General features: G+C 53.0%; 5 protein-coding genes and 1 pseudogene. 5 read left to right on the forward strand and 1 reads right to left on the reverse strand.

Going from position 1 to position 18,016, the window contains the following annotated elements; all coding sequences use genetic code 11:
- Positions 1-2: 2 nt before the first annotated feature.
- The 5 genes and pseudogenes from A0G03_RS06685 to A0G03_RS21945 form a co-directional block, all read left to right on the forward strand.
- Positions 3-8,132, forward strand: coding sequence for a type I polyketide synthase (locus A0G03_RS06685; RefSeq protein WP_048258622.1), 8,130 nt, complete (start codon positions 3-5; stop codon positions 8,130-8,132).
- Positions 8,129-14,515 (forward strand): type I polyketide synthase, encoded by a 6,387-nt coding sequence (locus tag A0G03_RS06690; RefSeq protein WP_048258620.1) that lies wholly within the window; start codon positions 8,129-8,131, stop codon positions 14,513-14,515. The genes A0G03_RS06685 and A0G03_RS06690 overlap by 4 nt, the downstream gene beginning before the upstream one ends.
- Positions 14,516-14,576: 61 nt before the next feature.
- Positions 14,577-15,008 carry a PaaI family thioesterase gene (locus A0G03_RS06695; protein ID WP_039313152.1) on the forward strand — a complete coding sequence of 144 codons (432 nt, stop codon included), beginning with the start codon at positions 14,577-14,579 and terminating at the stop codon, positions 15,006-15,008.
- Positions 15,009-15,157: 149 nt separating this feature from the next.
- On the forward strand, positions 15,158-16,405 hold the full coding sequence (ccrA, locus tag A0G03_RS06700) for a crotonyl-CoA carboxylase/reductase (protein ID WP_039313155.1): 1,248 nt from the start codon (positions 15,158-15,160) through the stop codon (positions 16,403-16,405).
- 82 nt (positions 16,406-16,487) lie between these two features.
- Positions 16,488-16,830 (forward strand): annotated as a pseudogene (locus A0G03_RS21945) (transposase); the annotation flags it as partial.
- Between the two features lie 219 nt (positions 16,831-17,049).
- Here A0G03_RS21945 and A0G03_RS06705 read toward each other — a convergent pair.
- A complete protein-coding gene (locus A0G03_RS06705) occupies positions 17,050-17,970 on the reverse strand; it encodes a hypothetical protein (protein ID WP_048258619.1) in 921 nt (306 codons plus the stop codon).
- Between the last annotated feature and the right edge of the window lie 46 nt (positions 17,971-18,016).

The following is an 18,016-nucleotide window of genomic DNA, read 5'->3' on the forward strand; positions in this document are numbered from 1 at the left end:
GTATGGATGCCTTAAATCTGCCACTTATACTCTCTGGCGAATCAGCGTCGGCGCTCGCCAGCGTAGCCGAACATTGGCGAACCAAGATCGAATTCCTATCAGACGCTGAATTAACGACGTTTTGTCTGCATCAATTCGCCATTCCGCATGCGGAAATTCGTAGCGCCATCTTCGCGACGGATAAAGCCGGGTTGATCAAAGGACTGACGTCACTTTCGCAGGGTCGCGCAGCGCGCAACGTTTTAACAGGGAATGCGGCGGCGGGGGGAAACCCAGTACTGGTTTTCTCTGGGCAGGGCCCCTTGTGGCCAGGAATGACCTCTGAATTACTCAACGCACTGCCCGCTTATCGTCAAAGCGCGGATAAAAGCGGTACGCTATTTCAGGACAACCTGAACTGGAACCCAGCAGATGCACTTGCGGCGGGTGAGCCTTTCTCACGTCTGAAACAAATCCAACCCATACAGTTCACGATATCCTCCGCGCTTGCGGATGCATGGAGAGCTTTTGGCATCCGTGAAGCAGCCGTGGTCGGACATTCTGTCGGCGAAGCATCGGCAGCCTATTCCTCTGGCTACTTAAGCCTGGAGGACGCCACCAAACTGGTGACACTGTGGGGAAAAGCGCTCTCAAACATTGAAGGACAAGGTGCGATGGTGTCGGTCGCAGCCTCCGTTGAAGATGTTACGCCATTACTCAAAGAGTGGGATGGCAGGCTGGCTATTGCCGCTATCAACAGCAATAAAAGCGTTACATTAAGTGGCGGTACAGCAGACACAGAAGCCCTACTCAACAAATTAACTAAAGCGGGATTTTGGGCCTGGAAAGTGCCGGGTGGAGAAGTTGCAGGGCACTCTCCTCAGGTGGACAGACTTAAAACCGAGGTAATAGCGCACGCGCCGCACGATATTCTCTCTTCAGCGCATGCGGCATACTATTCTTCCGTCTCCGGCGTGCGCTACAGCAACGAAGATTTTCAGCCAGACTACTGGTATCGTATCCTGCGGGAGCCTGTTTTGTTCGAAAACAGCATCCGGGCATTGATCAACGACGGGCATCGTCTTTTTATTGAAGTCAGCCCACACCCCGTTCTGACCTCCATCATAGAAGAACATCTGCGCGAAGCCGGCGTTAAAGGCGCCGCCATCTCCACGCTCGATCGCCGGAAAAACGATCGGGAGGGTTTCCTTCAATCGTTGACTCACGCGTTTATCAACGGCGCATCGGTTGATTGGGCAAGCGTATTCAATCAACTTCTTCCTGAGCATGCGGAGCACTATCGCACTGCGCTAGCATACGCAAATGAAACCGCGCCCATCGCCAATGAGCCCTCTTCGCTTTCCGCTAATGCATTTAATACCGCGCTAGACGACAATATCGATCGGTTAGCGCTGCAAGATCGTAGCCCATCGGAACAATATGACATCCTGCTGGAGCTCGTATCACGAGAAATCAGCGCGCTGCTGGGCGAAACCTTTTCCTCGGACATGCAGGCGTTTCGTGATATTGGATTTACCTCATTGACTGTTGTCGAGTTCTCACGTGGACTCTCAGTCGCCACAGGGATAGAACTCCCCTCCACGCTTGTTTACGATCACCCGACACCGCGTGCATTAAGCGAGTATCTGAGACAAGCGCTTGGCCTCTCATCATCCGATGACGAGCAGGAAACACTGGAGACACGTAACCACGATGAACCTATTGCCATCATCGGTATGGCGTGCCGTTATCCCGGCAGCGTAAACAGTCCAGAAGCATTATGGGATTTACTCGTTAATGAGCGAGATGCAATCGGTGATTACCCGTCGGATCGTGGATGGAATATCACCAAACTGTATGATCCGGAACCGGGCCGACTAGGTAAAATATCCACCCGCACCAGCGGATTTTTATATGACGCTCCGCTGTTTGACGCTGGATTTTTCGGCATCTCACCACGTGAAGCCCTGACTCTGGAACCTCAACAACGACTTCTGCTTGAGGTCTCGTGGGAAGCCATTGAACGGGCAGGAATCGAGCCGTCGAGCTTATATGGTTCCAATACCGGAATATACGCCGGTATCATGGCGACAGAGTATGGATCTCAGATTCAGCATGCATCAGAAGACGTTTCAGGCTACGGCTATATGGGAACCGCCACTTGCGTCGCCTCCGGCAGGGTAGCCTATAGCCTTGGCCTGCATGGACCGGCGGTGACCATTGACACCGCCTGCTCCTCCTCGTTAGTTGCTATCCATACAGCCTGTGAAGCGCTACGCAGCAATGACTGTAAACTTGCATTAGCGGGCGGTATCACGATTATGCCAACACCAGGCGTACTTATCGACTTCTCCCAACAGCGCGTGCTCGCGCCCGATGGCCGTTGCAAAGCCTTTTCTGCGTCAGCGGACGGCGTAGGTCTCTCGGAAGGCATCGGCATGCTATTACTCGAGCCGCTGTCTCAGGCACAGGCCAACGGGCATACGGTTCTGGGCGTCATCCGCGGCAGCGCAGTCAATCAGGATGGCGCCTCTAACGGACTGACCGCGCCCAATGGCTCCGCACAACAACAGGTGATTCGCCACGCGCTGGCCAACGCAGGCCTGACGCCTCAGGATGTCGATGTGGTTGAAGCGCACGGCACCGGTACTCGTCTTGGCGATCCAATCGAAGCGAATGCGCTGATGGCAACCTATGGCCGACATCGCTCAGCCGAACAGCCGTTGCTTCTAGGGTCAATCAAATCCAACATCGGACACACGCAAGCCGCCGCCGGTGTTGCCGGGCTGATCAAGATGCTGATGGCTTTCCGCCACAATATGTTGCCGCGCAGTCTGCACATTACGGAACCTTCTCATGAAGTCGACTGGTCAAGCGGTGCGATACAGCTACTCTCAGCTTCGCGCCCTTGGCCGCAGGTCGATCGGCCCTATCGTGCGGCAATCTCTTCATTCGGCGTCTCTGGCACCAATAGTCACCTCATCGTGGAACAACCACCAGTATCGGTGTCGAATGGCCACATGCAGACCGAGGCTGTCACTGTGCCACAGGAGATGCTCTGGCCAATTGCTGCAAAAACCGATACTGCGCTGCGTAAAAAAGCGGCGCAATTACGGGAGTATCTGGCTAACCAACAAGCTATCGATCCCATTAATGTGGGTTACTCACTCGGTATCTCACGTAGTCAATTTCCCTACCGAGCCGCCGTCAGAGGTCAATCAAAAGAAGCGCTGTTAAAAGGGCTACAATCGCTTGAAAATGGGCAGGATCACCCGACGCTAACTGTCGGTGCCTCCCCCGCCAGCGAATCAGGAAAACTGTTATTCATCTTCCCTGGTCAAGGGTCGCAGTGGCCTGAAATGGGAATGGAGCTGTATAACGCCTTTTCCGTTTACCGGCAGGCTATCGACGAAGTTGATGACGCGCTGCGCGCCTATGTCGACTGGTCGCTAATTGACGTGCTGCGTGGTAGCCCAGACACTCCGCCTTTGGATCGCGTTGACGTCGTGCAGCCAGCGCTTTTCGCGGTGATGACCGCACTGGCTCGCCTCTGGCAATCTTTCGGATTTACGCCGCACGCCGTCGTGGGACACTCTCAGGGCGAAATCGCTGCCGCCTATATCGCAGGTGCCTTGTCGCTACAAGATGCGATCAGGATCGTGGCGTTACGATCAAGACTGATGCTCAGCCAGTCAGGACACGGTGCCATGGCCACGCTCGGCCTTTCCGAAGAACAGACTCGCGCCCTCCTGACTCCAGATGATGGGGAGATTACCCTCGCGGTTTTCAACAGCCCGTCAGCAACCGTGGTTTCAGGCGCTGCCACATCGATCGAGGCGCTACTCCGTCGCTGTAAAAAAGAGCGAATCCGCGCCAAACGCATTGCGGTAGATGTCGCAGGCCATTCTCCTCAGCTCGATACGTTACGCCCTATCCTGATGGAGCTATTTTCCGGTTTAAAACCTAGCGCCACGCGCATTCCTTTTTACAGTACCGTGGACGGCCACGCGCCCGATATGCCTCTTGATGGCACAACCCTCAACGCCAAATACTGGTGTGACAACCTATGCTGCCCGGTACGTTTTTTCGACACGATATCGGCATTGAACAAAATGGGTAAAGTAGCCTTTCTGGAGTGCAGCCCGCACGCCGTGTTACTGCCCGCGCTCGAAGAAACAACAGACAGCACAGCAACGATCGTCGGTTCGATGCAGCGTAACAAACCCGCCATTGAGTGCCTAACGCAGGCAATGGCACAGTTGTACGTCAACGGACATAACCTCAACTGGCGTGCGCTTCATCCTACAGCCAACCTCGTGGATATCCCCACCTATCCTTTCGAGCATCGTCACTACTGGCTGACGCCCCCTGCCGCCAGCAATGTCGCCACAGTCGGACAACGACCGACGGAGCATGCATTACTCAGTGCAATCATCGACCTTCCAGACGACGAAGGCATGCTGCTGACCGGGCGTATTGGGCTAGCCAGTCAGCCCTGGCTCGCCGATCACGCTGCCACTGGTGTTGCTCTGGTTCCAGGAACCGCTTATCTGGATATGGTGCGCTATGCCGCGTTACTCACGGACTACCAAAAAATCGAGGAAGTAGTGATACAAACGCCGCTGGTGCTGCCTGAACAAGGGGAGTTGGATCTGCAACTCAGAGTCGGACGGCCTGACGATCGAGGGCAACGTACCGTTACGATCCATGCACGGCATCATAGCGACGAGGAGAACGCCCCCCCGGAATGGACACTGTACGCCAACGCGTTATTACAGCGCGATGCCTCAAAACAGGTACAACGCCCATTCGACAACGCGGACTGGCCGCCAGCCGGCAGTGAGCCGTTGGATCTCGCCCACCTTCATCAACGGCTCTCTGCCGCTGGATATGAATATGGTTCAGCCTTCAAAGGGCTTAGTGCAGCCTGGCGCAATGGCGATAGCCTGTATGCCGAAGCCAGTTTGCCTGAAGAACTGTCGACGAACGGACACCTTCTGCATCCTGCGCTGCTCGATACCGTACTGCATACCATCGCGCTGCCCGATGGCGCAAACGATGATGCGACAACGCTGCGGCTACCGTTCGCGTTGAGCGGTGTGACGATAGCCGACAAGCAACCACGTCAGCTACGCGCACGTTTGCATTTGAAAACTCAAGATAATATCAGCCTGATTGCCACTGATGAGACGGGTGAAACGGTCGTTTCCATTGAAACGCTTAGCTTACGGGAAACCACACGGGATAATCTGCGCAATCAGTTACGCATCCAGCCAGAGTATGACCTGCTGCGCACGACCTGGAGCCCGCTGCCCAGCGCGTCTAAAGCAAAAGACGTTTCTTCTACCGCCAGTTGGGCGTTACTTGATACCGAAGCCAGCCCGCTAGACATCACCGCCCGCTATGATTCACTGTCGGCCTTAAACGCGGCACTGGCGTCATCCACGGCACCAACGGTACTCGTTTGGCCGTTGCCAGGTAACAATCCGGCGCAGACTGACGATGTACCACTCACCACTCGTGCGCTATGCGAGCAGGTTATCAACCACCTGCAACCCTGGCTGGCCGATGAAAGCATGGCCAACACCACACTGCTGGTGATCACACGCCATGCGACAGAGCACGGTTCACATGAACGGCTAGATGTCGCACAGAGCAGCGCATGGGCGTTACTCCACTCGGCACAGAACGAGAACCCAGGCCGCATCGTACTGCTTGATACCGATCGTCCTCTCATCGATACCGCATTACTCAGCGCAGCGCTGGCTAGCGATCGTCCACAATTGGCACTGCGCCAGGGGCAACTGCTCATTCCGCATCTGACCAGAACAGTGAAAACCGGACTGTTAACCCCACCGACCGACAGCACTCTGTGGCGTCTGGATATTGCGGACGCCGGGAATCTCGACAACCTGGTGCTGAAACCCGCTCCTGAAGCTGGCACGCCGCTCGGTAAGGAACAAATTCGGCTCAGCGTGCGTGCGGCTGGCGTTAATTTCTATGATGTCGTATGCGCATTAGGGTTAATCGCACCGCAGCATGAATTCGGTACGGAAGCCGCGGGCGTCATCACAGAAGTCGGGACGAATGTTAAAGACTTCAACATTGGCGATCGCGTGATGGTGCTGACTGAAGGCGCTTTCGGGCCAACGGTAATCGCCAACCGGGCGACAACTTTCCGTCTTCCTGACGACTGGACTTTCGCGCAAGCCGCCGGTATCCCCATCGCCTTTCTTACCTCCTACTATGCGTTGACGCAGCTCGCTGCGCTGCGTCAGGGCGAACGCGTGCTGATTCACGCGGCGGCAGGGGGTGTCGGCCAAGCCGCTATTCAATTGGCGCACCACCTGGGGGCGGAAGTGTTTGCCACCGCACATCCAGATAAATGGCCAGTCCTCCGCCAGCTCGGTATCGCCGACGATCACATCGCCAGTTCACGCAACCTTAAGTTCACCGGGCAATTCCGTCCGTTACTGAGTGATAAAGGGATTGATGTGGTGCTCAACTCGCTTACCGGAGAATTTATCGATGCCTCTATGTCGCTAATGGCTTCAGGGGGACGCTTTGTCGAACTGGGTAAAACCGATATTCGCGAGGATTTCCCTACGGATCTGAGTTATCACTACCTTGATCGACCGGACAAGGATCCTGAACTAACCACGGAGATGATTACCACGCTGTTATCGTTAATGCACGCGGGGTCACTCGCCCCCTTGCCGATTACCGCCTTTGATATCAGAGAAGCGGTATCCGCATTCCGGTTGATGCAACAAGGCCGTCATACCGGTAAAGTGGTGTTGACGTTTCCCCAGAAACTCAATCCCGACGGTACGGTGTTAATTACCGGGGGGACGGGAACGCTGGCTGGGCTACTCGCACGGCATCTGGTGACGTCACATCAGAGCAAAAACCTGGTATTGGCCAGCCGTCGCGGCTCACGCGCCGATGGTGCGGCACAATTGCAAGCAGAACTGGAAAGCGCAGGGGCTACAGTTAAGATCGTCGCCTGTGATACCACCGACTCTCAGGCGTTGGATAAACTACTCGCAGCGATTCCAGCCACACATCCGCTAACCGGCGTGTTCCATACCGCTGGCGTACTGGCCGACGCCACCATCGCCAACCTGACAGCGGAAAGCCTCGATACAGTATTTTCACCCAAAATCGACGCAGTTTGGCATTTGCACCATAAAACCCGCACACATGATCTCGCGGCTTTCGTTCTCTACTCATCCAGCGCGGGAACGCTGGGTAGTCCGGGGCAAGGCAACTACTCTGCTGCGAACAACGCGCTGGACGCATTGGCACATAACCGCCGTCAGCAGGGTTTGAGTGCCACGTCCCTTGCCTGGGGCTGGTGGCAGCCGGTCACCGGGCTATCGAGCCGGCTCAGCGATACCGACAACGCGCGGATCGCGCGAACGGGTCTGGCGCCTATCACACCAGAACATGGGAATGCGATGATCGACGCATCGCTGGCATTACCTTATGCGGTTTATACCGCAGCGCCGTTGAACGCGCAGATGTTGCGTAAAAATGCACAGTCAGGGCGCCTTCATCCGTTATTTGAACGGTTGGCGGGTCCCGTAAGCGCGCGTAGGTCGTCATCAGACGGAGAAAAGATGCCCGACCTACGAAAATCGCTATCCACGCTGGAACCCACAGCTCGACTAAAACAGTTACAGGCCGCCATCACCGATAACATCGCGAGCATACTTGGCCTTGATAACGGTTCGCTTCTTGCGCCCGAACAGCCATTTAAAGAGAGCGGAATCGACTCGCTCATGGCGCTGGAGTTACGTAACCGTCTGGCGGCAGTTTCCGGCCTGCGTCTACCGGCAACCCTGACGTATGACTACCCGACCCCTGTCGCGCTAGCGGAATATCTCGATGTGGAACTGTTCGCTGGGCAGGAAGCGACGAACAACGGAGCGATGACGGAAGAGGATGAATCGCATTTACGCGAGCATATTGCCAGTATTCCGCTTGCCAGCCTACGCGATGCTGGCTTGCTGGATAAATTACTTCAGATAGCAAACGGTATCGGACCCGTGGAGGACGCGTTGAAAAAGCCTCAGGTTACCGCTATTGAGTCCGCAAGTCTGGATGAGCTGGTGTCTATGGCTCTGTCTGACAAGGAGAACATACTATGACGCACCCAAAAGAGAGCCACACCGCGAAAAATACCACCGCGGGCGAAGGAGCTGCCGATCCGCGTCTGGTTGAAGCGTTACGCCACAGCCTGTTGCTGAACGAACAGTTGAAACAGCGTAATCAGGATTTGGCGCATGCGGCGCATGAACCTATCGCCATTGTTTCAATGGGCTGTCGTTTACCCGGAGGCATTCATTCTCCCGAACAGCTTTGGCAACAGTTGTCCAATGACGAGGACGCCATCGGCCCCTTCCCTGCCGATAGGGGATGGAACGTGAAGACGCTCTTTGAACAAAACCCGGCACTCAGCGCCGTCGCCAAGGCTTGGAAAGGCGGGTTTCTGGAGGATGCAGCAGGCTTCGACGCTGGCTTCTTTAAGATATCCGATCGTGAGGCATTGGCCATGGATCCTCAGCAACGCATACTGCTGGAGGTGAGTTGGGAAATTCTTGAGCGTGCTGGTATCGTTCCCTCCACGCTAAAAAACAGTCAGACCGGCGTCTTTATTGGCGCCACGCACAACGGCTATCTCAGCGATATCGAGCGGCGCAACCCCGCCGCCGATGGTTATCGCTTACAAGGCAGCCTGAGCAGCATCAGTTCCGGGCGCATCGCTTACGCATTGGGACTTAACGGTCCGGCTATCACGGTAGATACAGCCTGCTCTGCGTCTCTCACTGCGATCCATCAAGCCATTCGCTCACTGAAGAGCGGCGAGTGTTCGCTTGCTATCGCAGGCGGAGCAACGATTATGGCTTCTCCAGAGGTCTTTGCCGAGTTCACCCGTCAAGGCGGTCTTGCCGCAGACGGAAGATGTAAAGCCTTTTCTGACCATGCCAACGGAACGGGGTTTTCTGAAGGCGTTGGGCTTATTTTGCTGGAGAAACTCTCCGATGCATTACAAGCGGGTCACAGCGTACTCGCCGTGATTAGAGGGAGCGCAATTAATCAGGATGGTGCCAGCAACGGGCTGACTGCGCCAAACGGCCCTGCGCAGGAACAGGTCATCCGTCAGGCGCTGAATAATGCGGAGCTGACCTTTTCCGATATTGATGTCGTAGAAGCGCACGGCACCGGCACCACGCTTGGCGACCCTATTGAAGCACATGCACTGCTCAACACCTATGGCAAACATCGGTCTGACGATCAACCGCTATGGCTTGGCTCACTAAAATCCAATATCGGCCATACCCAGCTTGCCGCTGGCGTCGCCAGCGTCATCAAGATGGTGATGGCTATCAGGCACGGGCGCTTGCCCAAAACGCTGCATGCCGAGACACCGTCCGGAAAAATAGACTGGTCACGAGGCAACATTAAGTTACTCAACACGGCACTCGACTGGCCTGATACCGGGCGTCCCAAACGCGCAGCGGTATCATCATTTGGCTTTTCCGGCACCAACGCTCACCTTATTCTCGAAGAGGCTCCGTCAATTGCGCCTCCGGTGCAAGAAGCCGCACCTGCAAGGACTTTCCCCGTGCCTGGCATCGCGCTACCGTTGTCTGCGGCCTCACCAGACGGGCTGTGCGCTCAGGCCAAGCAGTTGCACGCATGGTTGACTCAGAATGCAAGCTCGATGCCCGACATCGCCTATTCGCTAGCCACCACCCGCACCCATTTTGACTATCGTGCCGTGATTACCGCAGAAGACAGTAACAATGCGCTTATCGCACTGGAGGCATTGGCCGCCAATCGCTACGCTCCCGGCATCATTCAAGGCGTCCGTTCTCCGTCAGGCAACGTCGCTTTCCTTTTTACGGGGCAAGGTGCACAGTGGCCGACAATGGGACAAGGGCTATACCATCAATCTCCGGTTTTCGCTCACACGTTCGACGACGTCTGCCAGCATCTCGATCCGCTGCTGTCGCAACCCCTTAAAACCGTCATGTTCGCCGAACAGAACAGTACCGACGCGCTGCTGCTGGATCGTACCGATTTTACCCAGGCGGCGTTATTCGCGTTCGAAGTCGCGCTGTGCCGGACTGTCATGCATCTCGGCGTACAGCCAGATGTACTGATCGGCCACTCCATTGGCGAGATCGCCGCCGCGCATATCGCTGGCATATTCAGTCTGGCCGATGCCGCGATATTTGTTGCAACGCGTGGGCGGCTGATGGAGTCCATCGCTGCCGATGGTACGATGGTTGCTATTGAAGCAAGTGAGGCGGAGATTTTGCCGTCGTTGCAGAAATATAAAGAATGCATTGCGATCGCCGCGATTAATTCGCCGTCTTCTGTAGTGATATCCGGTGACACCGACAAGGTGCTGAGCCTTGCAGAAGAGTGGCGCGCACGCGGCTACCGTACACATCGCTTAAGAACCAGCCACGCCTTTCACTCGCCCCATATTGATGGCATCGTTGATACCTTACGCCGTACCCTGTCAACGCTGTCATTTCAGGCTCCCGCCATTCCAATTGTTTCAACGGTGACCGGTCAACGGCTGACCAATGAACAGGCCTGTTCCGTTGAGTATTGGACAAATCAAGCCCGCTGTGCGGTGCGATTCGACGCTGCCATACAATGGCTTGAGACACACAATATCGTTGTCGCGTTGGAGGTCGGCCCTGACGGCGTACTGACGGCTTTGGGTCGAGCCAGTATAGTCGGCGAATCCAACGGTGTTCCCAGCGCAGCGTGGATTGCTCCCTTGCGTAAAGGGCGGGATGAGTTACGTCCCTTCTTTGCCGCTCTGGCCAAATTGTACGCACAAGGGCAACCACTGGACTGGAGGAAACTGCTCGTTCAGACACCGATCGTACCGCTACCTACCTATCCCTTCCAGCACCGTCGCTATTGGTTGCAAGCGCCACAGACACGCCCAACCTTAAATGGTGGATTTTTTGCGGTTAATCATCCTTTTTTACATACAGGGATCGATAGCGCTGCTCAGCAAAGCTGGATTTTTACCGGACAATTAGACGCAGCCAGACACCCTTGGATACTGGAGCACCGGGTCGCCGACATCCCCGCAGGCGCGGGGACGATGACCGCAGAGATGATACTGTCTATCGGGGAGCAGTTTGGGTGCCAGCGTCTTGACGATCTCTTCCTGCACGCGATTTTGCCTCTGAATGAGTGTATTCCCACGTCCATCCAACTCCATGTCAGCCCACCAGAAGCGGATGGCGGTAGAACGGTGGAAGCCTATTTTCATCAGCCTGGCGATCCAGAACCGCGTGAGTATCAGATGGCTCCCTGGAAACGCTATGCCACTTGCCGTCTTGTACCAGACGGAAAGTTATCACCGGAGTGGCCGGATTTTCATAATGACAACTGGCCGCCCGCCGACGCCAAACCCGTTGATTTTACCCCGATTTATGAACACCTCGCTGCTCAGGGTGTGATTCTAGGTAACGCGTTTCAAAGGCTCATTAATGTATGGGAGCACGAAGACGGGCTGTATATCGAAGCCACGTCGCCAGAGAGTCATGCGGAACTGGGAGAGGATTTCATTCTGCACCCGACCCTGCTAGACGCGGGAATGCAAGCAGCATTACTGGAGCAACTGAAACCAGACGAAGAAAACATTCAGCCCCGTTTACTTTTCTCCCTGAGCGGGATACGACAATACATCAGGGGTGCACAGCGTCTGCGAGGTCACCTGGTGCGAAAAACCACTGAGCCATCGACATCAGGCTACAGCGAATATGCGTTACGACTCGCGGATGATACCGGTCGAGCAGCCGCAATCATCGACTCCATAGTGCTGAAATCGTCAAACTCACCGCGCCTTGCCCCGTCACATCCGCCGTTTTACCGTCTGGCATGGCGTGAGATTGCGCCAGACTCATCCACCACGAAGCAGAAAATTCACTGGATTGTTCCGCAAAACAGGTTACGGGAACGCTTCTCCGGGCTCATCAAGGAGCACGATGCTTCCTGCACGTATGACGATATGCATCAAGCTCTGACGACGCTCTCACCGCAGCCAGATGAGATCGCCGTCTTCATCGCGCCAGATGGCGACGATACCCCTGAGTTTATCGATCATAACCCGACACACTGCGTACTGAATGCGCTGCAAACGTGGATCGACGAGCCACGTACCGCAGATGTCCCCCTTCTTATCGTGACGCAAGGCGCAATAGCCACCAATGATGGAGAGAATGTCCCGAATCTCGCCCAGTCCCCACTGTGGGGATTAGTGCGCACCGCACAGCTTGAATATCCGGGACGATTCTACCTGCTTGATATCAATGAGGTAGAAAACACAGCATTGTCTTCTATTCATACCGCAATTAACACGTTGTCCCATGAACCTCAACTGGCGTTACGCGAGGGTAAAATACTCACCCCGCGGCTGGTAAAAGCCGTCGGCAATGGCGACCTTACCGATTACAACCACGCCGACCAGCCGGAAAACCCGAGCCGTAACCTTAACCCTGACGGCACCGTACTCATCACCGGCGGTACGGGCGCGCTGGGCAAAGTTATCGCGAAACATCTGGTGGAGCATCACGGCGTTCGTCACGTGCTTCTTGCCAGCCGACGCGGTAAGGGCGCTCCAGGCGCCAATGCGTTATTAAAAGACCTCGCCGAGCTTGGCGCACAGGCGACGATTGTCGCCTGTGATATCGCCAACGTGGCAGCCGTGGCCTCACTGCTTGATACTATACCGACGGCACATCCGCTCACCGCCGTCATTCACACAGCAGGAAGTGTGGATACGGCGACGCTGAAAACAATGAGTGCAGAGCAGATAGATAACGTTTTACAGTCTAAAGCCGTTTCCGCCTGGAATCTGCATCAGCTCACGCAGCATCACGATCTTGAGGCATTCATTCTCTATTCTTCTGCGGTCAGCATTCTTGCGCAAAAAGGACAGGGAAATTACGCCGCCGCCAACGCCTTTTTGGATGCACTGGCGTACCATCGGCGACATCAGGGTCTTCCTGCGACCGCAATGGCCTGGGGTATGTGGGCCGAACGTTCGGAAATGGGAGAACAGCTTGGTGACGACGATATACAGCATATTATCGCAACAGGCCAAATCCCACTTTCTCGCTCGCAAGGCCTGGCCTTCCTGGATACCGTTGTCGGTGCACAAGTAGTGAACCATCCGCCGCTGCTGATACCTGCGCGTTTAAATCTGGAAGCGCTACGTGAGCAAGGCGATATCCCGCTATTGTCAGAGGTACTCTCTGCTCGCACAGCATCCAGAGGTAGCATCGATGCACCGCCACAGATCGCAAACATGCCGGAAAAAGAGCAACTGCCTTATCTGCTTAACGTGCTCATTCAATACGCGGGTGAGGTGCTGAGTCATCCCGATCCGAAGTCCATAAGAAGCGACGTGGAATTCATTACACTGGGATTCGACTCTCTTACCTCGGTGGAAATGGGAAGCCGATTATCACAAACATTTGGGGTTCGCATTCCCGCCACGGCAATTTTTGACCATTCGACGCCGCAAGCGCTGGCGCAATTCTTACTGAATATTCTGACCGAGGAAACGCACGCTACCGCAGCAGAGGCACACATTGACATAAAAAAAGACGCCGACAGGTTCTACCACCTGCTACGGCAAGCTGTGCAACAAAACATGACGCAGGAAGGACTTAGCGTGCTGGCCGGCGCGGCGCGCCTACGCGAGCATTTCTCGCACCAACAGCACGAACAGCACGCGCCAGAGACAGTGTGGCTGCGTAACGATCGGGAAAAACCGCTGCTGGTTTGCCTTAACTCATTCATTCCCGCCACAGCAAATTTAACCTATCAGCGCTTAAGTTCAGCCTTGAGCGATCGGTACAGCATACTGACCGTACCGTTGCCGGGATATCATGGCGAGCCCTTGCCTGGCACAGACTACGCGGCGGCGGCGGCACTGGCAACGGCAATAGAGAGAGGCACATCAGGGCGCGATTTTACGCTGGTAGGCTTCTCAACTGGCGGGCTCGTCGCGCATGCCGCAGCTCACCAGTTGGAGGCTCGCGGCCGACAACCTAAAGCTGTGGTATTAATCGACAGCTTTCCGCCATCAGCCATGAATGAAGCCACAATGGGCGATGTACTGCGCACATGGTTTGCAGCCAAAGGCGAATTCTGGTCGGATGAGGACCCCTCAGTCATGGCGATGGCCTGGTATCTCGAATTATTCGGCAGGCAGTGGACACCCTCTCATTTGAAAACACCAACGCTGCTGCTTCAGGCCAAAGATTATCCAGCGTCCGCACAACCGGAACGTTGGGCGAATGAATGGCCAAATTTGGTGAAAAGCATCATCACGCCGGGGAGCCATTTTGAACTGCTGACAGAATATGTCGCTCATACGGCAAAAAACTTATCTGATTTACTTGGTGAAACAGAAAAAAAAACGATCCGAAAGAGGAGCTATTCCGCAAGAAAAAATCGAAAAACTGAATATATTAAAAATGAATAATAAATATATTGGCGTGATAAAAAATCAGATATCGCGAGAATCTTGATGCAGGAGAATAGTTATGACTGAAAATGACCTGACTTCTCTTTTCAATAACTCGGCTTTATTTAAAGCCTTGGGATTTAACATTATTGAAATAAAGGACGATGCGGTTGTTATGGAAATAAATGACGACAACCCCTGCCATCAGGGAGGCTTTGGTGTACTCACATCTCTCGGTATTAACGGTGCAGTGATCAGCGCAGCTCTGGAGTCAGCAATAGGCCTATGTGGATTTAACGCTCTGGGTCGTGAACCCGCTGGCGTGGTTGAACTTTCTGTCAAAATTTTACGTGTGATACGTAAAAAACCATGTCGAGTCGAGGCGCGCATCGATAATAAAAACAATAATGTCGCTTTTATTTCTGCCACGCTAATCAGCGCAAGAGGTGGTATTTGCGCAACAGGAACCGGCATTGTACTAAAGAGTAAAGCCACTGAGGCAACACTATGAAAATTACTAGTTAAAGCGTAGCAGAACGATTTTTATTTATACGTGTTAGTGGAACGCCAGTCATGGCGTTTCACGAATGAGTAATGCCACCAACGCGATCTGATATAAAGCAGATTGATAGATTTATTCGTTTCGACAAGGAGTTCAACATGACGACAAATTATTCTGTTCCTAAAGAGATGAAAGCTTATCTTATTCGCCCAGAGCGTTATGGCGATCCTATTACTGCAATTCAACAGGAAACCGTCAGCATTCCGAAATTATTACCTAATCAGGTTCTTATTAAAGTGATGGCGGCAGGACTGAATTATAATAATGTCTGGGCCGCATTAGGAAAACCCGTCGATGTTATCTCAGCGCGCCGTAAAAGAAATAAAGATGCTGAGCCGTTTCATATTGGTGGTTCAGAAGCGGCAGGTATTGTTTACTCTGTTGGTCATAATGTTAGTAACGTCAGCATCGGTGATGCCGTGGTGGTTTCCTGCTCGGTATATGACGCTACCTCGCTTGAATCACGCCTTTCTAACGATCCGATGTTTACCCGCAGTCAGGAAATCTATGGTTATGAAAGGAATTACGGATCATTTGCAGAATTTACAATCGTTGAAGACTATCAATGCTTTCCCAAACCTGACTTTCTGACCTGGGAAGAGAGCGCGACCCTGATGCTCAATGGACCCACAGCCTACAAACAACTCACTCACTGGGCACCAAATAACGTCAAACCAGGCGATGCCGTTCTCATATGGGGAGCAGCTGGAGGATTGGGTTCATTATCGGTACAAATTGTGAAAGCCCTCGGTGGGCTCCCCGTCGCGGTTGTGTCAAGTGAAGAGAAAGGAGAATATGTTCGCAAACTGGGGGCCGTAGGATATATCGTCAGGAAAAAATACTCACATTTCGGTCGACTTCCCGATGTGACTTCCGATGAACATACGTCATGGTCCAGAGCATTCGCCAATTTCAGACGCGACTTCTTTAAGGCCTTAGGAAAAAAAGAACTGCCCAAACTGGTCATTGAGCACTCAGGACAAGATACTTTCCCTACATCACTACAAATCTGCGATCACTCAGGTATGGTAGTCACAGTGGGGGGAACCTCGGGTTATAATTGTGACTTTGACGTGCGCCATTTATGGATGCATCAGAAAAGAATACAAGGTTCTCACTATGCCAATATCCGTGAATGTAATGAGTTTCTTAATCTTGTTAATCAAAGAAAGATTATCCCCACCATGAACAAAGTCTTTCATTTTTATGAAATACCTTATGCGCACCAAGAGTTATTAAACGGAAGTATATTCGGCAATGCAGCGGTACTGGTCAATGCAACCGCTCCGAAACTCGGCTCAAGCGTTTCTCATGATGAGACACTCGCAACTGCAAACAGTCATTGAATGACTAATAACCTATCCCAAAAGAAATAATCATTAATAATGATTATTTCTGAGGGGGGATATTGCGGACAGTAATTGGTAGCTCAGTGATAAACTCTGGGAAAAATCGCTGCTCTTATCCTGGAACACAAAAATCATCGCTTGCTGGGTACGCATTGTAAATGTGTTAATAATCGTGCCGTAATGAACGCTATTTTCTTTATGCTCAGGACAGGCTAACAATGGAATGCGCTCAACGGCACTGGAATATGTTAATCAAGCTGTGCCGATCGTCGGTTTCAAGAGTAGTACAATGTAGGTTTTTTTAGCAATTCTAGCAGAACCGATTGCTGGCCTGCGAGCAGCTAAATGTTATCGACTAGTTGTGGTTGTCGATGGCTGAGTGCATGACAAAATCACCACCGACAGACTCAAGAAACAGAGCGACTTCCCACAGACCACGGGAAACAGTAAATAAATTGCGCAGAATACGCACTTATACTGAAATTTTCACTTAAGATAATGAAGCGATTGTCTATTTGAAATAGTATGGGCGATAAATAGTGAAAATATATTCTGGGAAACTTAAATAAAAAGCAATAATATAATTGCATCAGTTACAAAAATATAAACAGAAGGCTCCCCGAGAGGAGAGCCTTCTGTTGTTAAGCCGCCAGTTTATTTAACGATGATATAGACAGACTGGCAGTGTTCACCAACGATACAACGTGTTCTAACTCCTCCCTAATCCACCCAATTGCATCGACCATAACCTCATAATAATCCGATGTATTCGGGCGTTCAGGATCATTGACTTCCGTATCACCCGTAAAACTCTTCATTACAGCACCATTGCGATAATGAATATCGGCGCGGAAGGTCACTGGTACATAAATTCCTGCAGCTATAGCATCAACATGCTGGGTCAAAAAATCATCCTCAAACTCCATGATATCTATCTCGTCAATGGGTTGCGGAGCCATATACAGACGTATATCTCCTGTATTGCCACACCAGCGGCGTATCCGTCGCGCCTCAAACGTGCAGTTGCTGACAAACTGCGTCAGCGTTTCAGCACATTGATGGGAGACATCCCGTAATGACCGTTCCAGGTGATCCATAAAGCGGAACCAATAACGTTCACTCTGCCGAAACTGTGCCAAAGTAACGTATTCATCTGGCACACTATCACCCTGCCCTGAAGCTTCACGAAACACCGCTTCATCCAGTTCGTAGAGTGGCATGATGTCAGTGCGCAGTAACTGGTCGGTACGACCGCTGATTTGCGAGTGAACACGAGGAAGATACATGTGTCCATGCTCTAACTCGTTAGCCAACCAGTTGGTTGCGTTTATCCACAACGTCAGGACTTTCCGGCTGCGCTCACGTTTAGCATCGTCTGTATCAAGCCGTTCCAGCATGGTTTCCATTACGGCCGTCAGTTGTTCATTTTCAAACAACATTTGAGTGTTAACGTAGGTATGACCGACATTTTCATCCAACTGCCAGCATATTTCGTCATAATCCGGTGCATAGCCTAATTCCCGCTGATACGCCTGCTGAATGTATTCATGAATAATGCACATGGTGTACTCCTGTCAAAATAGTGATGGCAGGAGGCCCGAAAGGGCG

Source organism: Pectobacterium peruviense (genome assembly GCF_002847345.1).
Lineage (GTDB): Bacteria > Pseudomonadota > Gammaproteobacteria > Enterobacterales > Enterobacteriaceae > Pectobacterium > Pectobacterium peruviense.